General features: G+C 55.4%; 21 protein-coding genes. 3 read left to right on the forward strand and 18 right to left on the reverse strand.

Annotated elements, in window-relative coordinates; translation table 11 throughout:
• Positions 1-274 precede the first annotated feature (274 nt).
• Positions 275-1,213 (reverse strand): nucleoside recognition domain-containing protein, encoded by a 939-nt coding sequence (locus KF947_RS08095; protein WP_227405913.1) that lies wholly within the window; start codon positions 1,211-1,213, stop codon positions 275-277.
• 125 nt (positions 1,214-1,338) lie between these two features.
• Between KF947_RS08095 and KF947_RS08100 the strand changes: the two genes are divergently transcribed.
• Positions 1,339-1,797, forward strand: a complete 459-nt coding sequence (locus KF947_RS08100) for an Lrp/AsnC family transcriptional regulator (RefSeq protein WP_227405914.1) — start codon at positions 1,339-1,341, stop codon at positions 1,795-1,797.
• Positions 1,798-1,804: 7 nt separating this feature from the next.
• Here KF947_RS08100 and KF947_RS08105 read toward each other — a convergent pair whose 3' ends face one another.
• From KF947_RS08105 to KF947_RS08115, 3 genes are all read right to left on the reverse strand, one after another.
• Positions 1,805-2,425, reverse strand: coding sequence for a TetR/AcrR family transcriptional regulator (locus KF947_RS08105; protein WP_133731407.1), 621 nt, complete (start codon positions 2,423-2,425; stop codon positions 1,805-1,807).
• A 94-nt stretch (positions 2,426-2,519) separates the two neighbouring features.
• Positions 2,520-4,016 (reverse strand): CoA-acylating methylmalonate-semialdehyde dehydrogenase, encoded by a 1,497-nt coding sequence (locus KF947_RS08110; protein WP_133731408.1) that lies wholly within the window; start codon positions 4,014-4,016, stop codon positions 2,520-2,522.
• 46 nt (positions 4,017-4,062) lie between these two features.
• The gene (locus KF947_RS08115; protein WP_227405915.1) at positions 4,063-5,436 is read right to left on the reverse strand and encodes an aspartate aminotransferase family protein; all 1,374 of its coding nucleotides are present in this window, start codon (positions 5,434-5,436) and stop codon (positions 4,063-4,065) included.
• A gap of 193 nt (positions 5,437-5,629) precedes the next feature.
• Between KF947_RS08115 and KF947_RS08120 the strand changes: the two genes are divergently transcribed.
• Positions 5,630-6,898, forward strand: a complete 1,269-nt coding sequence (locus KF947_RS08120; protein ID WP_133731410.1) for a Zn-dependent hydrolase — start codon at positions 5,630-5,632, stop codon at positions 6,896-6,898.
• A 27-nt stretch (positions 6,899-6,925) separates the two neighbouring features.
• On the opposite strand, the gene KF947_RS08125 is transcribed toward KF947_RS08120, so the two are convergent.
• The 10 genes from KF947_RS08125 to frdA form a co-directional block, all read right to left on the reverse strand.
• Entirely contained in the window at positions 6,926-8,323 is a 1,398-nt protein-coding gene (locus KF947_RS08125) for an AMP-binding protein (protein WP_227405916.1), read from the reverse strand.
• A gap of 57 nt (positions 8,324-8,380) precedes the next feature.
• Entirely contained in the window at positions 8,381-8,953 is a 573-nt protein-coding gene (locus tag KF947_RS08130; protein ID WP_227405917.1) for a hypothetical protein, read from the reverse strand.
• Between the two features lie 5 nt (positions 8,954-8,958).
• Positions 8,959-9,759, reverse strand: coding sequence for a polymorphic toxin type 44 domain-containing protein (locus KF947_RS08135; RefSeq protein ID WP_227405918.1), 801 nt, complete (start codon positions 9,757-9,759; stop codon positions 8,959-8,961).
• A gap of 1 nt (position 9,760) precedes the next feature.
• A complete protein-coding gene (locus KF947_RS08140; protein ID WP_227405919.1) occupies positions 9,761-10,228 on the reverse strand; it encodes a PAAR domain-containing protein in 468 nt (155 codons plus the stop codon).
• A 189-nt stretch (positions 10,229-10,417) separates the two neighbouring features.
• The gene (gene menC / locus KF947_RS08145) at positions 10,418-11,368 is read right to left on the reverse strand and encodes an o-succinylbenzoate synthase (RefSeq protein ID WP_227405920.1); all 951 of its coding nucleotides are present in this window, start codon (positions 11,366-11,368) and stop codon (positions 10,418-10,420) included.
• Positions 11,368-12,228 (reverse strand): 1,4-dihydroxy-2-naphthoyl-CoA synthase, encoded by an 861-nt coding sequence (gene menB, locus KF947_RS08150; RefSeq protein WP_133731413.1) that lies wholly within the window; start codon positions 12,226-12,228, stop codon positions 11,368-11,370. Before menB ends, menC begins: the two co-directional genes overlap by 1 nt.
• A 47-nt stretch (positions 12,229-12,275) precedes the next feature.
• Complete coding sequence (gene frdD / locus KF947_RS08155) at positions 12,276-12,656, reverse strand: fumarate reductase subunit FrdD (RefSeq protein ID WP_227405921.1); 381 nt, start codon at positions 12,654-12,656, stop codon at positions 12,276-12,278.
• 17 nt (positions 12,657-12,673) lie between these two features.
• Complete coding sequence (locus KF947_RS08160) at positions 12,674-13,069, reverse strand: fumarate reductase subunit C (RefSeq protein WP_133731415.1); 396 nt, start codon at positions 13,067-13,069, stop codon at positions 12,674-12,676.
• Between the two features lie 12 nt (positions 13,070-13,081).
• Positions 13,082-13,834 (reverse strand): succinate dehydrogenase/fumarate reductase iron-sulfur subunit, encoded by a 753-nt coding sequence (locus KF947_RS08165; RefSeq protein ID WP_133731416.1) that lies wholly within the window; start codon positions 13,832-13,834, stop codon positions 13,082-13,084.
• Positions 13,831-15,618 carry a fumarate reductase (quinol) flavoprotein subunit gene (gene frdA / locus KF947_RS08170; protein WP_227405922.1) on the reverse strand — a complete coding sequence of 596 codons (1,788 nt, stop codon included), beginning with the start codon at positions 15,616-15,618 and terminating at the stop codon, positions 13,831-13,833. Before frdA ends, KF947_RS08165 begins: the two co-directional genes overlap by 4 nt.
• Positions 15,619-15,885: 267 nt before the next feature.
• Between frdA and KF947_RS08175 the strand changes: the two genes are divergently transcribed.
• Positions 15,886-17,355: an anion permease gene (locus KF947_RS08175; RefSeq protein WP_227405923.1), complete on the forward strand. Its 1,470-nt coding sequence runs from the start codon at positions 15,886-15,888 to the stop codon at positions 17,353-17,355.
• On the opposite strand, the gene menH is transcribed toward KF947_RS08175, so the two are convergent.
• The 4 genes from menH to KF947_RS08195 are packed head-to-tail and all read right to left on the reverse strand — an operon-like array spanning position 17,356 to position 21,721.
• Positions 17,356-18,108 (reverse strand): 2-succinyl-6-hydroxy-2,4-cyclohexadiene-1-carboxylate synthase, encoded by a 753-nt coding sequence (gene menH / locus KF947_RS08180; protein ID WP_227405924.1) that lies wholly within the window; start codon positions 18,106-18,108, stop codon positions 17,356-17,358.
• Positions 18,098-19,861: a 2-succinyl-5-enolpyruvyl-6-hydroxy-3-cyclohexene-1-carboxylic-acid synthase gene (gene menD, locus KF947_RS08185; RefSeq protein ID WP_227405925.1), complete on the reverse strand. Its 1,764-nt coding sequence runs from the start codon at positions 19,859-19,861 to the stop codon at positions 18,098-18,100. The genes menH and menD overlap by 11 nt, the downstream gene beginning before the upstream one ends.
• A gap of 5 nt (positions 19,862-19,866) precedes the next feature.
• The gene (locus KF947_RS08190; RefSeq protein WP_227405926.1) at positions 19,867-21,189 is read right to left on the reverse strand and encodes an isochorismate synthase MenF; all 1,323 of its coding nucleotides are present in this window, start codon (positions 21,187-21,189) and stop codon (positions 19,867-19,869) included.
• Between the two features lie 28 nt (positions 21,190-21,217).
• Positions 21,218-21,721, reverse strand: coding sequence for a DoxX family protein (locus KF947_RS08195; protein WP_223288439.1), 504 nt, complete (start codon positions 21,719-21,721; stop codon positions 21,218-21,220).
• Positions 21,722-21,853: the final 132 nt, after the last annotated feature.

Raw genomic sequence — 21,853 nt, forward strand, 5'->3', positions numbered from 1 at the left:
GCTGAGAAAGGGCTTTTCAATAAAAAGTCGTATTAAGTCGATGCCACTTACTTGCTCGAGACTTTAGCTCTGCTAACAACGCCAAGAAAAACTACAGCATCTCCTAGCGAAATCAATTCAGTCATCGATTTTTAAGAGATATCTTACAAAACCAATAGCGAATGTCTTACAAAATCCGCCCTTTTGGGCGGCTAGGTCTGATCACCAACGACAAAGTGGTGTTCAAACAAAGAAAACTTGGCTAAGGGGTTTACTGTCTCTTACGTTCATCTAATCAAGCAGTGAACCTAGGCCAACGGGCAATCATTGCGGTGACAATAACGGCAAAGAGTAGCCTTGCCCACAAGATGCCCGCTATATCGGCCCCGAGCATCAAAATCAGCAGCGTGTCTTCTATAACGCTATGGCAGAGGCCGAGAAAGCATAGTGCAAGCGTGCTATCCCGCTTGTTAAGCACACCGTTTTGCACATCCCGAATCAGCAACCCTGCGCCGTAGCTTAATCCCAACGTGAACCCAATCACGGTAACGTTAGCCGCCGAACGGCCAATGCCTAATAGTTTGAGCAACGGTAGCAAGCCAAGATGAATCCAGCGCTCCAGGCCGAGCTTTTTCAGAAGTTTTAGCAGCACAATCAGCGCTAAAATAATCACGAAGATAAGCGCTAGGGTTTCAAGCTGTGCTATAGCCCAGCTGCTTAGCGTCGGCTCTGGTGACAAGCTTGGTTGCCATACCAGTGCTGCTGGCGCTTGCAACAAACCAAAATACGAATAGAAGCAGTGCAAGAGCCAGGCAAGCAGCAAAGCCCCACCTACGCGCAGGAGTAACGTAGCCCACCATGGTACGCCAGCGCGCTTGGCAACGGCCCCTTCAACAGGAATTGAGTGCCCTACCAGCATTAGCGCACCCAGCACCGTTACTTGTTCGGCACTCAAGTGCATATCACCGGCTACTTGAAGAAAGACCGCAATGGCGGTGTACAAGTTGGTAAAGAGCGCCGCCGCCCACACAACGCCCAACTGCTCGGGTAAACCGAGTATGCTCATTAATGGAGCCAATACCGTTCCCAGCCAGCCGATAACACCCAAGAGTTCTAATCCTTTGACGATAAGCAATGCCGGAATCAGGATTTTGAGCAACGTCAGGTACACGCGCAGCGCGTCTTGTAATAGGTGGGTTATCCAAGCCAATAGATGGTGAATTGTTATCTGCATCAAGCCTCCGTTGCCATCCTTAGAACAACGGTTATGATAATGGGGCTTACGCAGAATCTTCTTTTCAATTCCGCACTAACAGTCACTATTCGTTCTTTATAAGCGCAGAAAGGACATTTTATTTCATGGACGCCATTGATCGACGAATCCTTGACCAGCTTCAGCGTAACTCCAGCCTGACCAACCAAGCACTAGCAGACGAAATAGGACTTTCACCCTCTGCCTGTTTAAAGCGCGTTAATCGATTACGCAATGCTGGAATCATTGAGCGAGAGGTGGCACTACTCAACCCTGACGCCCTAGAGCAGTGCCTACACATGGTGGTAGAAGTCACCATGGAGCGGGATAACAAATCACTCTACCAGCGTTTTCTAACAACAGCGCTGAGCGCCCCTGAAGTGAAGCAGTGCTATCAGGTAACCGGCGAGTGTGATTTTGTATTGATCGTAACGGTGGCTGATTTAGATGAGTACGACCGTTTCTGCGATCGTGTACTTTATGGCGACGACAATATGCGTAAGTTCCGCACGCTACTGTCACGTAAGCGGCATAAGTTTGATACGTCTGTGCAGCTCAGTCGTTGAGTGCTGCTCACGCCGTCAACCCAATCCCGCGCAAAATCACCGAGGTCACCGACTGCACGGCTTTTTCGAACTGTAAGTCGTCCAGCGGTTGGTCGTCATTAAGCAAGCAGATTTGGTAGTCGAAGTCGGCGTAGTGCTGGGTGGAGGCCCAGATCATGTATAGAAGGTAGGAAGGCTCGACGGGGTTGATTTGACCTGACTCGACCCACTCGCGAATTTTCGACTCTTTCAGCTTGGCCCATTCATAAAGGTTGTCGCGCAGGCGTTCTTTAAGGATCGGCGCGCCCTGCATGACTTCGGCCGCCCAAACTTTCGAGCCGTGGGCGCGGTTGCGGGAGTGGTTCATCTTGGCGCGAATATAGGTGGAAAGCACCACGCGAGGATCATCGTAGAGCTCGAAGCAGAGCGCATCCTGTTTCCACACCTCGAGAAGCTCTAACAGAACATCTTGATACAGCGCTTTTTTGGTCGAGAAGTAGTAGTGCACGTTGGACTTGGGGATCTCTGCCAGTTGTGCGATTTCGCCCATGGAAGCACCGGCATAACCCTTTTCGGCAAACAGTTGCTCTGCCGCCTGAAGAATCTTATTAACGTTGGTCTGGCGAATTTCGTCCTGGGTTCTTGCCACGTTGTACTCGTCCCTTACGTCGAAGATAGGCACCAAAAAACAGCACCGTCGCAGAACGACGGTGCTGAGAAGATCTCCTATTTACCTTAGGACGTCAACTCTGATTGGCAGGGAACGAGAACTCCGCCTGCGTCGCTTCGCTGACCGAAGGCCAGCGCTGAGAAACTGCTTTGCGGCGGGTGTAGAAGCGTACCGAGTCCGGCCCGTAGGCGTGAAGATCCCCAAACAGCGAGCGCTTCCAGCCACCAAAGCTGTGGTAGGCCACGGGCACTGGTAGCGGCACGTTCACCCCGACCATGCCAACCTCAATACCATCGGTAAAGCGACGGGCAGCTTCGCCATCGCGGGTGAACAGGCAGGTGCCGTTGCCGTACTCGTGGTCGTTGATCAGTTGCATGGCGTCGTCCAGGCTAGCGACCCGCATGACGCAGAGCACTGGCCCGAAGATCTCTTCTTGGTAAATGCGCATATCCGCGGTGACGTTATCGAACAAGCAGCCGCCAACGAAATAGCCCTCTTCATAGCCTGCGACTTTCAAATCACGGCCATCGGCGACCAGCGTCGCGCCAGCCTTTACGCCATCTTCGATATAGCCGAGGACTTTATCGCGGTGCTCAGCGGTTACCAGCGGCCCCATATCCAGATCTCGCTTGGTGCCGGGGCCGACTTTTAGCTGAGCGATTTTCGGAAGTAGGGTTTCAACCAAGCGGTTTGCAGTTTCGTCGCCCACGCATACCGCTACCGAGATCGCCATGCAGCGCTCGCCGCAGCTACCAAACGCTGCGCCCATTAAGGTATTGGCGGCGTTTTCCAAATCGGCATCCGGCAGTACCACGGCGTGGTTCTTCGCCCCACCCAACGCCTGAACGCGCTTGCCCGCAGCGGAACCGCGCGAATAAATCGCTTCGGCAACTGGCGTTGAGCCGACAAACGAAATGGCTTTAACTGCCTTTGCATCAAGCAGCGTTTCCACCGCTTCGCGCCCGCCGTGAATTACATTCATGACACCTTTGGGTAGCCCCGCTTCTTGAAGCAGTTCAGCTACGGCCATGGCCGCTGAAGGATCTTTCTCTGAAGGTTTAAGGATGAAGGTATTACCGCAGGCAATCGCCATGGGATACATCCACAGCGGCACCATGGCGGGGAAGTTAAACGGGGTAATACCTGCCACCACACCCAACGGCTGGAAGTTTGACCAAGCATCAATGCCCGGCCCTACATTGTGGGAGTACTCACCTTTTAGCAGCTCCGGCACACCGCAAGCATACTCGACGTTCTCGATGCCGCGCTTGAGTTCGCCCATGGCATCTTCGGGGGTTTTGCCGTGCTCTTCGCTGACCAGCTGTACCAAGCGGTTAGCATTATCTTCGAGCAATTGCTTAAAGCGGTACATCACCTGGGCGCGCTTAGCGGGCGGCGTATCTCGCCAGGCGGGAAACGCCGCTTGGGCGGCGGCAATGGCGCGCTCTACATCGGCGGCATCTGCGTCAGCCACTTGGCGAATCACTTTACCCGTTGAAGGGTTGGTCACATCCAGCGTGCGCTTACTTTCAACTAACTCGCCGTTGATCAGGTGGGAAACAACACTCATATTTAAACTCTCTGAAATTTAGGTCAGTCGGTTATGCCAACGACTCTTAGGCTAACGAATCCAGGGTGGTGGCCACCGCGTCGAACAAGCGCTCCAGCTCGGCCTCGGTAGTGCCAAAGGGAGGGCCAAACTGCAGCGTGTCGCCGCCGTAGCGCACGTAGAAGCCAGCCTCCCAAAGCGCCATATGAGCATCCCTCGGGCGAATGATGGGGTCGCCGTCCCGTGGCGTTAGCTGAATGGCACCCGCTAAGCCGTAGTTACGAATATCGACAACGTGATTGCGGCCTTTCAGGGCGTGCAGTTTCTGCTCAAAGGCAGGTGCGATGGCGCTAACCTGAGCTGGGAAGTTTTCTCGCTCCATCATCTCAAGCGCAGCCAGACCCGCCGCGCAGGCCACTGGGTGGGCGCTGTAGGTGTAACCATGGGGGAATTCAACGGCGTGTTGGGGGCCACCGGCGTGCATAAAGGTGTCGAAAATCTCGCTGGAAGCGATCACTGCGCCCATGGGGATGGCGCCGTTGGTGATCTGCTTCGCCACGTTCATGATATCCGGCGTTACGCCAAAGGCTTGGGCGCCGGTGGTCGCGCCACTGCGCCCAAAGGCGGTAATCACTTCGTCAAAAATCAGCAGGATGTCATGGGCAGTACAGATCTCACGCAGCCGATCCAGATAGCCTTTTGGCGGCACGATAACACCCGCAGAGCCGGACATTGGCTCAACAATCACCGCCGCAATGGTGGAGGCATCGTGCAGGGCGATTTGATCGAGCAATGCATCGGCAAGCTCGGCACCGGTTTCCGCTTGGCCACGAGTGTAGGCGTGACCCGACTGAAGGGTATGCGGCAGATGCGTTACGTCCATCAACTGGCCGTAGTGTTTGCGATTGCCACCAATCCCGCCCAGGCTGGTACCGCCAATATTCACCCCGTGGTAGCCCTTGGCGCGGCCGATCATGCGGGTCTTCTCAGGTTTACCTTTTAGCCGCCAGTAGGCCTTGGCCATCTTCACCGAGGTATCGGCGGCTTCCGAACCTGAGTTGGTGAAAAACACATGATCCAGCCCGGATGGCGTAAGGCTGGCCACCTTTTCCGCCAGTCTGAACGCCAGCGGGTGGCCAATTTGAAAACCAGGTGCAAAGTCGAGACTGCCTAGCTGTGCCGCTACGGCTTTTTGGATCTCTTCACGGTTATGCCCCGCGCCGCAGGTCCATAGCCCGGAAAGCGAATCAAACAGCTTACGGCCCTGGTCATCAATGTAGTAGCGCCCTTCCGCCCCGGCGATAACCCGAGGATTGGCATGGAAGTCGCGGTTAGCACTAAACGGCATCCAGTAGTGCTGATTAAGCGCCGTTTTAGAAGACCCCTCCTCCATAGAAGAGCTCGATGCTTCAGGCTTCGTTTTGCTTTTTATTCCAAACATGCTGTCCAGCTCCATCGCTATAAGACTTGGTCTCAGCATGCGCCAGCAAACACGTTTATAAAATTACACTTTTCTTTTGTTCACGTTAGAGAATCTATACGTAACGTCGGCTTTTTTATCTCTACTCTAGCAATGAGCCAAACAATAATCGGGGAGTCGCCAGCTTCCTCCGTGCTCAATAAAAGGAAGTCATATGAACTCGTTTGCTGAACCGAAAATCGCTACAGCTGATTTGCGCACTGACAGTGACCGCCTCTGGGAAGCACTAATGGAGATGGCCAAACTAGGCGCCACCCCTAAAGGCGGCGTTAATCGCCAGGCGCTTACCGATCTAGAACGCCAGGGGCGTGACCTCTTTATCCAGTGGTGCCGTGCCGAGGGCTGCACGATTCGCATTGATAATATCGGCAATATCTTTGCCCGTAGGGAAGGCAGCGATCCAACCGCCAAAACCGTCATGGCCGGTAGCCATCTTGATAGTCAGCCTACCGGCGGCAAGTACGACGGCTGCTTCGGTGTACTCTCCGGTCTGGAAGTGATTCGCACCCTTAACCAGCACAACATCACCACGCAATCCCCAATCGAAGTCGTAGCCTGGACTAACGAAGAGGGCTGCCGTTTTCCGCCCTGCATGATGGGTTCCGGCGTATTTACCGGCGAGCTAGAATTTGATGCCATGATGGCGCGCACCGACGCTGATGGCGTCACGGTAAGCGATGCCCTGGACGCCATTCACTACCGCGGCAGCGACAGCGTCTCGCCAGATGAGATCAAAGCTTACTTTGAACCACACATTGAACAGGGCCCGATTTTGGAAGATACCGACACCACTATTGGTGTGGTTATCGGCGGACTTGGGCAGAAGTGGTTCGACTTAACGCTGACTGGACTTGAAGCCCACGCAGGCCCTACACCGATGAACCTACGTCGGGATGCTATGATGGGCGCAGCAGAAGTCACCCAAGCGCTCAACCGTATCGCCTTTGAACATCAGCCCCACGGCCGTGGCACAGTGGGCTGCATGACGCTGCACCCCGGTTCACGTAACGTGATTCCCGGCCAGGTTAAAATGACTCTGGATATGCGCCACTGGGAGCCTGAAGCCCTTATCGCAATGGGCAAGGCGGTGGCCGCCGCCGTGGAAGACATTTGCCAACGCCACGGGCTGGCATATGAATTAACGCCCACAGCGGATTTTGCCCCGGAACACTTCAACAAAGAGTGTGTTGATGCGGTGCGTGAAGGGGCGAAGCAGCTAGGCCTATCGCATATGGACATCATCAGCGGCGCGGGCCACGATGCGATGTTTGTAGGCCGCGTAGCTCCTGCGGCAATGATCTTTATTCCCTGCAAGGACGGCATTAGTCACAACGAGATCGAAAGCGCCACGCCGGAACACGTTCATGCAGGCTGTAACGTTCTGCTCCACGCCATGCTGGACGCTGCTGGCCTAGCGGAATAGGTATTAAGTCACCAATGGGTTGCGCCGCTAAACGGTAAAATCCACGCGTGCCCGCGCCAGCTCAGCAAACCGCGTGCGGGAGGGTTTAAAGCCCACTCCAGGCGGCCAAGCTAGCCAGGCATCGGGCACCATAAAGCCGGGTAACGCTTCGCGTACCCAAGTGCTTAGCGCCTGTTCTGTCACGCCTTCTCCATGCCAATCGATAAACGCCACCGGGCGCTCCCCCCACTCGGGGTGGGGCACCGGTACCACTAGCGCCTGGGCAACGCCGGGGTGGTCGACCAAGCGCTGCTCGATTGCTTCTGGCTGAATATTCTCGCCACCGGAGATAAAGCCGTTATCGAGCCGACCTTCCACCACCAGCGCACCTTCCGAAGTGAAGTGCCCCTTGTCGCGGGTGGCAAACCAGCCTTCGTCATTGAGGGCTGGATCAATCTCGCCATTATTCAAATAGCCACAGAACAGGGTCTCTCCACGCACCTGTATCTCCCCCTCAACAACCCTCACTTCACGAGCCGGCAACGCCTTACCGACGACGCCCGGCGCGGTGGGTATACCAGTGCAAACTTGGCTGGCCATTTCCGATAACCCATAGCTGACCTTCGGTGTTAGCCCCAAGGAGATCATCTTCGCCACCAACGGAGCGGGTATCGTCGCGCCGCCCAGCAACAGTTGCCGCAACTGAGTGCGCTGGGGCGAAAAGCCCGCTTGCAGCAACCGCCAGAGCTGGGTGGGCACCAGGGAAAGGTGGGTAATCGGCTGCTGCTCAAGGCGTGCGGGGAGCGTTTGCGGATCGTCATCGAGAATCACCCGCCCACCAGCAAGAAAAACGCGAAATGGAATAGCGTAGCCACCGATATGAAACAGTGGCAGCGACAACAGCCAGCCACTGTTTTGATCAACCGGAATAAACGACGCCGAGCCTCGCGCGGAGGCCAAGTGATTGGCCACACGATGCAGCACCGCCTTGGGCGTGCCGCTGGAGCCGGAGGTAAAAATCGTGTTGCACAGCTGGTTGCTATCCAGCGCCGGTGGCTCTCTCACATCGGCTTCCGTCAAAAAATCGAAGCTAACCGGTGTAAGCTCGGCAGGGTAATGATGGTCGCTTTCCGTTTGGCAAACCAGCCCAGCCTGCAAGCGTTTGGCTAGAGTGAGCTGCTGGGAAATAGGGAACATAGGGTTCAGCGGGCAGAAAACAACCCCGGCCCGCAGGCAGGCCCATGCCAGCAGCAAGGATTTAAGCGAGCCTTTGGCGGGCGCCACTAAGCGATCACCCGGCACAAAACCTGCGCGCGCAAGCTGCTGCGCTAAAGACGCCACCCGGCGATTAAGCGTTCGGTAGCTAAGACGCACCGAGCCAGCCTCTACCGCAATATGCTCAGGGGTCTCTTTGGCCCAGTAGTGGATGGGGCAGGTGTCTAGCATGTAAAGCCGTCATTGCTAATCATACTTAACTGACAAGAAAGCTGGCTTAACACGACGTTAACTTGCATGAAGCCCTGTGCACAGGTACCAGTGCTCCAGTTCTGAGGGTTCGCAAAAAAAATACCCATTCTGTAGGTTATTAGAATCTCTTTTCTCTTTAATGGCGTCTTCTATAGAAGGTACTACTTCTGCCTCAATCCCTCCGCTTGGCGCATATTGCAGATACCACCAAGGCGTATAAATTGGAAGAAATGCGGCTTCAAAAGGTCTGTTAATATAAAAAATGGCATTCAAATAGCACTTTGATCGACAAAGGCGTTTAAAACTTGCATGTTTTATATTAATTTTTGATTCTTCTATGCTCTCTATAATAGACACTGGAAGCATCTCTCTCAGCTCAACAGTCTTCCAACGCCATCCATCAAGCACAAAGGCTTCGGCCTTTCCATTCTTTATTAAAACGCGCCCTATATCATTTTGAATTATGAACTCAAAAACAGCTTCAGTTGGCTCTGTGAGATTTGGATCTGGCCGATAATCCATTGTCGAAAATATATAATTCTGCCAAATTACAAAAGTAGCAATGATAATGATCGGAACGAGAAATATTTTACGGCGATAAAATGGCATTAGCTTTATCGACTCCTTGCTTTCTGACAATCATGGGGAATTTTTGAGTCTCTTTCGATTGGATAATCTACGTGAGAAATCTCATTCATTAGAACAGAAGCCGTTAGCTGGTGCGGAGAAAAACTCTCAAACAATGATATTCCCAAACGGACAGAAAGGTAGTCGGTTACATCGTCAAAGCGACGGAATCCAATGCCATTAGTATCAACTCGGTCAGTTGGAATGCTGCGATTTGCAATATCGCTTCCGAGCTGCGCTAGCCCGGCACCGTCCAACAAACTATCTTCAGAGAAACCTAGGTAGCGGCCAACGTAACCGTAGTGAATATTAGACCAAATGTCATAATAGTACTCATACCCTCGGTATTTGTGGTGCCAAGGATAAGCTGAGACCCCCGTGCTGTTAAATTCGTCATACTTCTCACCACCTTCTTGAAAGTACTGTTTATGATCCCACACGCCATTTGGCCTCACCAGCCAAGTCCAACCAGCAATTGCCGCCCTTCGGGCATTTCGTTCGATCTTCATGAAATCAGGCCTTGCCATATCACGGGCAAGGCGTTGGATGCTATTTAACGTTTCACCTTCCCTCCGCCAGCGCTCCATTGCCTCCTGAGCGTTGTAAGCGTTTTGCTGTTTTATGCGTTGGGCGGCTTCGGATTCTACGTTGGTCTGGATTTCTTCGACTATCCAGGCAGCGATATCAAGCGCCTGATCTCTATGCGGGCAAGGCACAGTAACGATAAAGGGATCATCCAGTGTTTCTGGTGTGGTGACTGTTTGCGCGATACGTTGCCACTCGGCCATTTCAGTTGCCCCTAATCAGAATATCTACCACCTTGGCGGCAAGGTCTGAATCCATAAGATCGGCTTCCCCCTGAGCGTTGGTTTGCCCCTCTTTTGTATCACCACCTTCAAGCACCAGTCGGTAGGGTTCATGAGCCAGAGGAGCGCCGAATTCGTCACGAAACACCACTCGACGGTTGTAGCGCGGCGGCGGAACGGCAGGGAGTGTGGTGCTTGCGCCACCTCTCGGCTGGCCAGTGATCGCACTAGCCGCCGCAATAACCACCCCACCGCATGAGGTCTCGCTGCCATGAATAGCGGCCGCAGCACCTTCAATGGGATACCAATCAAGACCGCTGGTGATACTGGCACCACAAGAGCTGCGATCGCCAACACGTGCGACGGGTATCCCATCAACAAAGGTGGTGGAGGCCGCACTAACAATACGGTGAGGGCCTCCGTTACAGGGGCAGGCAACCTGATCGCCCAATTTGGCTTGTTCAATGGCGGTATAATCGTCCTAATAAAACCGATAGACGGTTCCAACAAACTTAGTCCATTTAAATTGAACTGATTATTATTCAAAATACCAGGATGATCTTGTGCAGTAAATAATGATATTAATAAAACTGAGCCTGAGAAACACGTGTGGAACTGATATCCCTTTAGCGGCGAGGAGTTAAAGATCGGAACACTCATTATTCAGATAAAGGCAGTGCAGCGAGTCAGTCTTCACTTCGCCCGTTTCAGTGGTCACGCGCTCGGTAAGCCAATGGCCCGTATCCAGTCCCGGCGGCTCATGGGGCGCCCACTCGCTGGCCAGCCGACTCAACAGCCCAAGGCCCAGATCGGACTCAAAGCTAGAGGAGATCACCACGCGAAGGTTACCCGCCCTTGCTCGTTGAACGAGTGCCCCGCAGATGCTTAGCGAGCCGACCAGCGAGGGTTTGATCACCAGGGCTTTAAGCTGCGGGTGATAGTTCCACTCCTCCCCGCGCGTTAGCGTTTCATCCAGGGCAATGGCCACCCCGGTGGCTTCTGCAACAGCGATAGTGTCAGCGAAGGTAGCGCAGGGCTCTTCCAGGTAGTCGATCTGTTTAAGGGGCAGGCGCTCACAGAAGCGCTGAGCTTCTTGCCGTGTCCAGCCGCCGTTGGCATCCAGAATCAGCTTGGTCGTCGGCAGCCGGGCGGCAAGCTGTTCGATCAGCGCTAGCTCCTCTTCCATAGCATAGCGCGCCACCTTTAGCTTAAGCCGAGACGGTGGCGACGCTTGCCAATCGGCGGTTGGAAGAGACTGGATTAGCGCGGCAGGTGCACCCTGGAGCAACGGGTAGGGCGGCAAAGAAGCAGGAAGATTGCTTGGCCAAGAGCGTTGGGCGCAGTCAAACCCAAACTGCACCGATTGCAGTGCTGGGGAGACTTTTTCGCCTCGGCTCAACGCAGCCAAACAGGCCAGACTTTCGGCTTCAGCTTCCGCCAGCGTTTCAGTCGAGAAGCCAGGTAGCGGGGCAATCTCGCCCCACTGCCCGTTAATGGAAACTAACAGCCCTTCTCTATTCGCCAGCCGCTCTCCTTTAAACACTAACGGCTGGAGGAACGGGAGGGAGTAGCGATAGAGCGCCAGCTGCATTAAGGGTTACGCGGGTAGCGGGAGAAGTCCGGGCGGCGCTTTTCGTTAAAGGCGTTACGGCCCTCCTGCCCCTCTTCGGTCATGTAGTAGAGCATGGTGGCATTGCCCGCCAATTCCTGCAGCCCGGCCTGGCCGTCGCAGTCGGCATTGAGCGCGGCTTTTAGGCAACGCAGCGCCATGGGGCTGTGCTGTAGCATTTCCCGGCACCAGCGCACGCTCTCTTTTTCCAGTTCGTCCAATGGCACCACGTGGTTCACCAGCCCCATTTCCAGCGCTTGGGCGGCGCTATATTGGCGGCATAAAAACCAGATCTCCCGGGCTTTTTTCTGGCCCACAATGCGCGCCATATAAGAAGCGCCGTAGCCGCCATCGAAGGAGCCGACTTTAGGGCCTGTTTGGCCGAAAATCGCGTTGTCGGCGGCAATGGTCAGGTCGCACATTAGATGCAGCACGTGGCCGCCGCCGATGGCGTAGCCCGCCACCATCGCCACTACCGGTTTAGGGCAGGTACGAATATCGCGCTGGAAATCCAGCACGTTGAGGTGGTGGGTGCCCTCTTCATCCTGGTAGCCGCCATAGTCTCCGCGAATGCGCTGGTCACCGCCGGAACAGAACGCTTTGTCGCCTGCGCCAGTCAGCAGAATGGCGCCAATAGCGCTGTCGTGGCGGGCGCGGTTAAGCGCTTGGGCCATCTCGCTAACCGTTAGCGGGCGAAAGGCGTTGCGAACCTCTGGCCGGTTGATGGTAATGCGGGCAATGCCATCGGCAGTGGTGTGGTACAAAATATCCTGATAGCCATCGGAGCGATCCTGCCACTCGACTGGTGCATAGAGTTCCGTTTCAGTGAGTCCGTTGATCATGCCAGTCTCTTTTTATCTGTTGAGGCGAAATGCTTGCAGCGAGCCGTTTAACCCAGGAAGCCCGCCACGACTAAACCCAGCGCCACAATACTAAGCAACGCAGCCCCACCGTACATTAGTTTTTTGTTGATTGAGTCATTACCCACGCTGATATCAAACATCCCATGGCGCAGGCGGTGGGCGGCGTGAAAGAGCGGCAAACAGACCACCGCCCCAACAAACAGAAAGCCCGGTACGCTAAACAGCAGTGCCGATGCGCGCTCATAGCTCAGCGCTTCGGCAGGCAGCAGGCCAAGGGGCAGTAGAACGGCGATAAAGAGAATCACGGCGGGCAGCAAGACGGCAAAACAAACGCCGCCCGCGCTAAACAGCCCCCACCAAAGCGGCTCATCAATGGCTTGTTTATGCCGATTGTCGTGTTTATTCATGGCTATTTTTTCCATACTTAGGCCCTCCCCAGTAGCCAGAAAAATAGCAGCGCAACGACCACCACTCCCGCCCACTGTCCGGCAACAATGGCCTGATCAGGCAGGCTGCGCCCGGCGATACGCAGCGGCATTACCCGGGGAAACAGCACAAAGAAGGTGGCGGCGTGAAACAGGCTGGCGGCCAGCGCGAGAAGATTCAGCACTAATACGATGGGAGAGCCCATAAAGGCGATCCACCCCTGCCAGCTATCCGCCCCCTGCAACAGGGCAACCATACCGGCGAGCAGGCAGAGGGTAAAAAACACCAGCGGCAGCACCGTGGCTTCGCGCAGCATATAGAGTTTAAAGAAGCGGTGTTTCAGCCACCAGTTGCGTTTCAGCGGCGGCAGGCGTTGTGTTGATAATTTATCCATGACGTTCCTCCCCTACCCTTTGAACAGCGCAATGAGTGTGTGTTTGGCTGCCTCGACCTTGCCCTGATTCACAGCAGCGGCCGGGTCAACGTGTTTGGGGCAAACCTTGGAGCAGAAGCCCACAAAGGTGCAGCTCCACACCCCCTCATGGCGGTTAAGTTCGGCCATACGCTGCTTCTTGCCATGGTCGCGGCTATCCAGGTTGTAACGGTGGGCCAGCGTTAGCGCCGCCGGGCCAAGGAACTCAGGATTAAGTCCAAACTGCGGGCAGGCGGAGTAGCAGAGACCACAATTAATGCAGTTGGCGAACTGCTTATAGCGGGCGAGCTGTTCGGGAGACTGCTGATAGGTTTCCGGTGCCTGGGGGTCGTAGGGTTTTACTGGGTTGTCATCGATCAGGTAGGGCTTAACCGCCGCCAGGTGCTCAAGGAATATTTCCATATCCACTACTAAATCCCGCTGCACCGGGAAGTGGGATAGTGGCTCGATGCGGATCTCGCCTTCGTAATCGCGCAGGAAAGTTTTACAGCCGAGCTTGGGAATGCCGTTCACCATCACACCGCAGGAGCCGCAAATCGCCATTCGGCATGACCAGCGGTAGCTCAAGGTACTATCGAGCTGCTCTTTAATATGGTTTAGGGCATCCAACAGCGAGGTGCTGTCGTCCACCGGCAGTTCGTACTGCTGCCAATAGGGTTCAGCCGAGCTGTCGGGCATGTAGCGCTTGACGCTGATGTGTTTGGTGATGATCTGCTGAGTATTCATGCCTTGCCCCCCTTGCCTGCATCGCCATAGGCCCGCTCAGCCGGTGCGGAGAACCGCACATCGACATCCTGCCAGCGCAGCTCGGCATTCGCCTCGCCTTGGTAAAACACCTGGCTGTGCTTGAGGTAGTTAACGTCGTCGCGTTTCTGCATGCCTTCATCCAGGCGCTGATGGGCACCGCGGGATTCACGGCGCTCAAGAGCACTCAAGCAAGAGGCTTCGGCAATATCCAACCCATAGCCAAGCTCGATACACTCCAGCAGCTCGGTATTGAATATCTTGCTGGTATCTTTAACGCGTATCTCATTGAAGCGAGCGCGCAGTTGGCGCATGGTCTCAAGCGAATGGCGCATGCCCTCTTCAGTGCGGTAAATCCCGCAGCCGCTCTCCATGGCCTGCACCATGGCGCGCTTGAGTTCGACCCAGTTCTCCCCACTTCCGGCTCCATCACAAAGGCGCAGCAGCTTGGCTTGCTGGCGGTCGCCCTGGGCTTCCAGCAGCCGCTCAGCGGCCCACTCGGTTTGTGCTGCGCGCTTGCTTGCCTGCTCACCGGCCAGGCGGCCAAACACTAACAGCTCAGTTAGCGAGTTAGAGCCCAGACGGTTCGCGCCGTGCAAACCGACAGAGGCACACTCTCCTGCGGCGTAGAGCCCGGCGATTGAGGTTTCGCACTGTGGATTGGTTTCGATTCCGCCCATGGTGTAGTGCACCGCCGGGCGAATAGGGATGGGCTCTTTAACAGGATCGACATTGATATAGGATTTAGCCAGTTCGCAGATAAACGGCAGGCGCTCCAGAATGTACTTTTCACCCAAGTGACGCAGGTCGAGATAAACCACGTCGCTGTCGCCAAACTTGCCGGTGCGGCCCGCCTGCTGTTCCTGCCAGAAGGCTTGGGAGAGTTTGTCCCGCGGCCCCAGCTCCATGTATTTGTTTTCCGGCTTGCCCAACGGGGTTTCCGGTCCCAGGCCGTAATCCTGCAGGTAACGGTAGCCTTCTTTATTGAGCAGAATGCCGCCTTCGCCCCGGCACGCTTCGGTAATCAAAATGCCGGAACCGGGCAGACCGGTGGGGTGGTACTGGACAAACTCCATATCCCGCAGCGCCACACCGTGACGGTAAGCCATCGCCATGCCGTCGCCAGTGACAATGCCCGCATTGGTATTGAAGCGGAACAGGCGCCCAGCGCCGCCGGTAGCGAGAATCACCGCTTTAGCGCGTAGCAGGGTCAATTCACCGGTAGCGATCTGCAGGGCAATTACGCCGATTACCGCACCTTCGTGAACGGCCAGATCGAGCACGAAGAACTCATCAAAACGCTCAATCTCAGGGTATTTCAGCGAGGTCTGAAACAGGGTGTGGAGCATATGGAAGCCGGTTTTGTCGGCCGCAAACCAGGTGCGTGCGGTTTTCATGCCACCGAAGCGGCGCACCTGCACTTGGCCATCCTCTTTACGGCTCCAGGGGCAGCCCCAGCGCTCCATCTGCACCAGTTCTTGGTAAGCGTGATGAACAAAATAGTCGACGACGCCCTGCTCAACCAGCCAGTCACCACCAGACACTGTGTCGTCGAAATGCGCCTGGTGGGAATCTTCGGCACTGGTGACGGCGGCGGCGCCGCCTTCAGCCGCCACGGTATGGGAGCGCATGGGGTAAACCTTGGACAGCAGCGCTATGCGCTGGGGAGTGCCCTGCTCCTTGGCCTGCTCAGCAGCCCCGATAGCAGCGCGCAAGCCTGCACCACCCCCACCAACAATGACGATATCGAAATCTCGCTGCTGCATGAAAAGCCCCTTCATTAGCCAAGTCAAAGGTGGTACTGGCGGCAATCTGCGCTGCCGTCTTGTCTATTCGAACTTACCATACAAGAGGAAGGCCCTGTTCATTAGTCCAAAGGACTATTGATGTACATCAAGAAAGGAAGGAATCGAGCTAGCATCGCTTTTACCCTAGTGCTGCACCGCCTACTCTTCAAGTCACTCACTGCCGGGCAGACCACTGCCCACCAAGCAAGAAAAGAGCACACTACTAACACTGAAGAGAGGTGCTGCATGACGACCAATGCTCAACCCTCACCGCGATGGAAACTGTTAGCGCCGCTAGCAATCGCTATCATCGTCGCGCTAATAACCACCCCCCCGGGGCTTTCGCCTCATGCGTGGTACTTTTTCGCCATTTTCCTCGGCTGTGTCGTTGGCCTTATTCTTGAACCGTTACCGGGCGCAGTGGTGGGTCTGGTCGGCGTTACCCTGGTGGCACTGCTTTCCCGGTGGGTGCTGTTCTCGCCGGAGCAACTAGCGGCTGACGGATTTAATGCCGCGGGCCAAGCCTTTTCCTGGGCGGTGTCAGGCTTTACCAACTCCACCGTCTGGCTAATTTTCGGTGCCTTTATGTTTGCCCTGGGGTACGAAAAAACCGGGCTCGGGCGGCGGATATCGCTCTGGCTGGTCAAAGCCATGGGGAGGCGCACCTTGACCCTTGGCTACGCGGTGATGATTGCCGATGGCATTTTGGCGCCGTTTACGCCCTCGAATACCGCGCGCAGTGCGGGCACGATCTATCCCGTCATTCGCAATCTACCGCCGCTTTACGATTCGCACCCCAATGACCCCAGCATGAAGCGCATGGGTAGCTTTTTGATGTGGACCGCGTTGGCCTCGACCTGCGTAACCAGCTCGCTATTTTTGACCGCCCTGGCCCCCAACTTATTGGCTATCGCGCTCACCGAAAGCACCACTGGCATCCAAATCAACTGGGGACAGTGGTTTATGGCGGTCGTGCCGGTGGGCATCCTGCTGCTTCTGCTGGTGCCGCTGCTGAGCTACTGGCTATGCGCCCCCGAAGTGAAGGCAGGCGATGAAATTTCCGACTGGGCGGGAAAGGAGTTAACCAAGCTGGGGGCACTGACCCGCCATGAAATAATGTTGGTCGCTATGGTGGTCACCGCCCTGCTGCTGTGGATTTTTGCCGGCAGTGTTATCTCTGGTTCACTCGTGGGCCTAGTGGTGATCTGCGGCATGCTGTTAACGGGCATCATTCACTGGGACGATATTCTTAATAATCGCGCGGCTTGGAATACCTTTGTATGGTTTGCCACCCTGGTGGCACTGGCAGGCGGTCTCAGCCAAGTTGGGTTCGTCAACTGGTTTGGCAATGTGGTGGGCGGTCAGATAAGCCACTTCGACCCGCTGATGGCTATGGTGGCGCTGGTAGTCATCTTCTATTTACTTCACTACTTTTTTGCCAGCGTGACGGCCCACGTGACCGCCCTGCTGCCGGTAATTCTGGCCGCGGCATCAGGCATTGCCGGGCTGGATATGCAGATGTTTATTCTGCTGCTGCTACCCACACTTGGCTTTATGGGCATTCTCACCCCCTACGGCACAGGGCCAAGCCCGGTCTACTACGGCAGCGGCTACTTACCCAGTGCACTGTTTTGGCGGCTGGGGGCGATCTTTGGGCTGCTCTTCCTGGTGGTTTGGCTGGTGATTGGCCTGCCCTGGTTAATGGTGATCAGCTGATCAGTGTTTTAGCCAAGCGTTGAGCTGCTGAGCAATCATCTCCGGTTGCTCAGCATGAAGATTATGGCCCCCTTCCAGCGTGATATGGCGCAGGCGCGGGGCCATTGTTGTCAGATGAGACGCCAAAGAGTGGAACTTGGCATCCCGCCGCCCCGAAAAGTAGCTTACCGGAAGCGAGGTACTTTCCAGCCACTGCCAAAGCGAAGGCTGTTGGCCTAAGGAAGTTGATCGCAGCATGCTGGCAATGGCTGGCCCGTGATTCGCTAAGCGGCGTTGAATCTGCCGAGTGCGCTGGGCCTCGGTTAAGTCGGCGAACACCGGCTGCCGATACCAGTCGGCAAGTACGTTTCCCAATGGCTCCCGCTCGAAACGTATCGCCCAGCGTTCATCATGGGCAATACGGTCAGCACGCTCACTGGTGGGTAAACCAGGGTGAGCGCTCTCCAGCCAGAGCGTTTCCAGCCCCAATGGCTGACGGCTGGCATGATAAAGCGCCAAACGCCCGCCCAGGGAGTAACCCAGAAGGCAGTAGCGGCTAACCCCTCGGTCACTCAGTGTGTCGCAAAGCCAATGGTGAAATGCCTCAAACGAGGCCAGCCGTATCTGGTGATTCTCACCGTGGCCCGGCAGGTCTAACGCTAAGCAGTTAATGCTTTCCAAGCCAGCGATGACCTCATCCCAATCCTGACGATCCCCCAGTAAGCCATGGAGCAGTACCAGGGTAGGTGCCTGCTGCTGTGATTTACTGCTCACGCGGCTCCCCTCGAATCGCTTCGCCAAGGGCCTTTAGATCATCGGCGACCTGCTGATGGGGCACGTTAACCTCGATCAGTGAAACGCCTACCTCTAACGCCTGGGTATAAGCCGCCGCGAAGCCCTCCAATGAACTGGGCGCCGAGTAGCCAAGTCCAAACATCTTCGCCGCATGCTCGAAGCTCAAGCCATGAGGCTGGCGATAATAGCGCTCCAGTAGTTCGCCCTCTTTGGGCACCGGCAGCATATGGAAAATACTGCCGCCATCGTTATTAAGGATAATCACCACCAGAGGTTGGGAGGCCTGTTTCAGCAGCGCCAAGCTATTGAGGTCATGGAGTGCGCTGGTATCTCCCAGCACAATGGTGGTGGGCTCCGAGCGTGTGCAACTGAGTCCAAAAGCGGTGGCAATTAAGCCATCAATCCCAGAAGCGCCGCGATTGGCCAATACCCGTAGCGGCGTTTGGCGATGCGTACCCAGCATATTCATTAGCCGCGCGGGTAGGCTGTTGCCTATAAATAACTGGCCTTCAGCCAACTGCGCTAAAAGGTGACAAACTCCCAGCTCTGAGAAGGCTGTACAGCGCTCTTCAACAAGCTGAGTAGTGCGTCGTTGGAGGCTAGCCAGCTGATGCCAGGGAGGCTGCTCAGGTATCGTTGGCAAATCATCTATAAAGCTGGCGGGCGAGCATATCAAACGGCGCTTAACGCAGTAGTCGGGATCCAGTCGCTGGGGCAACGAATCAACCAACCAGACATCCTGCCAGGGCTGCTGGGCAATAAATTGGCTTAATCGCTTGGAGATTAACCGGCCACCAAACTGTAGCAACACCTCGGCTTTGGCGAGCTCAGCGCTGAAACGCTCATCATGCAGCGCCAAGTCAAAATGGATTAGGTTGTGAGGGTCAAACCGAACCTGGCTCTGTATGTCGGCCAGCAGCGGCCAGCCCAACTGCTTGGATAGCTCAACAATCTGCAGCGCCTGCTGGGAATTATCAGCACTGTCTTCAACCCTGCCAACCACAATCAGGCCACGCTGTTGGGCAAACGTTTCCCACTCGTTGTTGATAGCAGGAACCGTAGTGCTGGATGACCAATCACTCCACGGCTTTGAAGTCGTCAGCCAAGCCCTCAGCGGAGCAAGATAATCACCGGCATCCACCAGGAAGCTACCGGGGTAAAGCGGTTCGCGATAACGGCAGTTAATGTGAATGGGCCCAGGGGTACGACGCTGCTGGTCGACGGCTTGATCAAGCGTGCTGAGTAGAAACGCTGCTTTTATCTCAGCATCCGGCGGCGGCAGGTCGTGGTGAACAATGGTGTGGCGGGAGAAAATATCCCGCTGGTCAATCGCCTGATTGCTGCCGTTATTCAGCAGCTCAATGGGGCGGTCGGCGGAGAGCACAATCAGCGGTACGCCGAGCAGCTTGGCTTCCACCACTGCCGGGTAAAGGTTGGCTACAGCGGTGCCTGAGGTAGTGATAATGACGACCGGGCGCTGACTGCCCCGGGCAGTACCGAGCGCCATAAACCCCAGCCCACGCTCATCAAAGTGGCAGTGGCAGCGCAGCCCGGCATGCTCGCTGGCCACCATGGTTAAAGGCGATGAACGAGAGCCTGGCGCCAGTACCACATCGCGCACGCCTAAGCGGTAGAGCTCTTCCAGCATCAGCGCCGCCCACACATGATTAAAGGTGGCGTACTCTTTCAAAAAACCACTCTTCGTAAAACCGTTCGATGTCAGCGCTGTCATCTACGTTATCCCATCCCAAGCAGCGACATAATGTCAGCAATTTTCGTATCCAGTTCGTGCCACTCCTCGTCTGGTTGGGAGCCTGCCACAATGCCTGCACCGGCATACAGGCGAATCGCTTCTGGGCCGATATGGGCGCAGCGAATAGCCACGGCCAAATCGCTGCTGGCGTGGCTAATTCGGCCGAAAACGCCCGCATACCAGCCGCGTTGATGAAGCTCATGCTGGCGAATAAACGCCAGCGCTGTTTCGCGGGGAACACCGCCTACCGCCGGGGTAGGCGGCAGCACTGCCAGCAACTGCTGGTCGGTGACGTCTCGGTGCAACTCGGCGTGAATCAGACGACGGATATGCTGCACCGAGCGCAGCTTAACAATATGCGCCTCGCCCATCTGGACTTGAGAAGAGAGCGGCTCAAGCTGGATCAAAAGCTGCTGATAGACACACTGGTTTTCCAGACTGTTTTTCTTATCGGCAAGCAGTTCATCGGCAAGCGCTTGATCTTGTTGGGCATCCTGCCCACGACGCGTGGTACCCGCCAGCGCCTCGGTCATTAAATGCCGTCCTTCACGCTTGTAGAGCCGTTCCGGCGGACAGCCGATAAAGGCCTCATGGGGGGTAAACTGGACGCCAAAGTGAAAACAGTCGGCGGCACCCGCCTGCCAGCGGGCTAGCAGCGCCCAAGGGCTAGGCGTTTCAGGGGTCGTCAGGCAGGTCTCCCGGGAAAGCACCACCTTGGGCGTATGCACTAGGTGGTCGGGGTTCGTCACCTGTCCCACCCAAGCCACCCACTCTTGTTGGCTAGGGCGATCTTCACGCTGGTAAACCAAAGGCTGCAGGCGAGGCAGCGGCTGCTCTGCTACCAACGCGTCTAAACAGGCATAAGCCTGGGTGATTTCGGCACCGGGGGAGCGGTCATCGAAACGTAGATTAAGTGATAGCGTCGCGCCACCTTGATGGCGTTTAAGCTCGATACGCGGCAGCAAAAAGTGGCAGGCTGGAAAGTGCTCCCACCCCGGCGTACCAGGGTCGAAGGCCATGCCACCAAAATAGTTGGGCTGTTGGCAGCCTGCTTGAGCCAGCGCAGCAAGATCCGCCTGCAGCGCCGCTAACGAATCAAACGCCTTAATCGCCCCCAACACCGCACACTCAACGGCGTTCGTATCACGCGCCTTCCAATAGAGGCGGGGATAAACGCTCTGCACGTTTAGCCACCCCATCAGGTTACCCACCTGGCAGGGGGTAGTTAGGCGGATAAACCCTGTTTTATCGGTTTCACAAAGCGTATCAAGCTGATGCTTGAGGGCTTCAATAGGGTTAGATTGCATAGTTCGCCTGTTAGGCCAGCGTTTTCAATTACCTGCTAACGCCAGCTTGGTACGTTAAGCCTAGCTTCTTCTTTATATAAGGTAGCACCCACCGATCACCGCCAAGCCGCCCTGCATTGGCACCCGCCACCAGTAAAAAGAAAGTCAGCGCAATCATCCATGGATTAGTGGACACCGTGCCTGCCATCAAAAACGACATGTTCATCATGATGGCAAAAAACGCAGCAAATGAGGTCAGTACACCAACGATCAACCCCAGGCCCACTAACACTTCTCCCAACGGTATAATGAAATTAATGACATCCGCATTGGGCAGCGCAAAATTCTCTAGAAAGGCAACATAGTTAGGGTAAACCGCGCTTCCCTCACGCATCACAGGGTTGGCAACAGCATTGCTTAAGAAGCCCTCGGCGTTAAAGCCGCCGGTCATTTTACCAATGCCCAAGGTTAGCCAGGTGATGCCTAAATAGAGCCTTAGCAGCAACCAAACTACCGCCATATATTTGTTATGTCTAAATAAGTCGCCAATCATCGCGTAAACTCCTACTCAAGGGGTGCTTGCAGTGTGAGACAAGATGACGCGGCATATTTTGACTTAGATCTACTTTTCCGCACTTAATCATACATTGCCGAATGTTTATTAAATGAAAACGGTCAACAGGAA

Origin of the sequence: Halomonas sp. FeN2, from assembly GCF_020595105.1 — a bacterium.
Lineage (GTDB): Bacteria > Pseudomonadota > Gammaproteobacteria > Pseudomonadales > Halomonadaceae > Vreelandella > Vreelandella neptunia.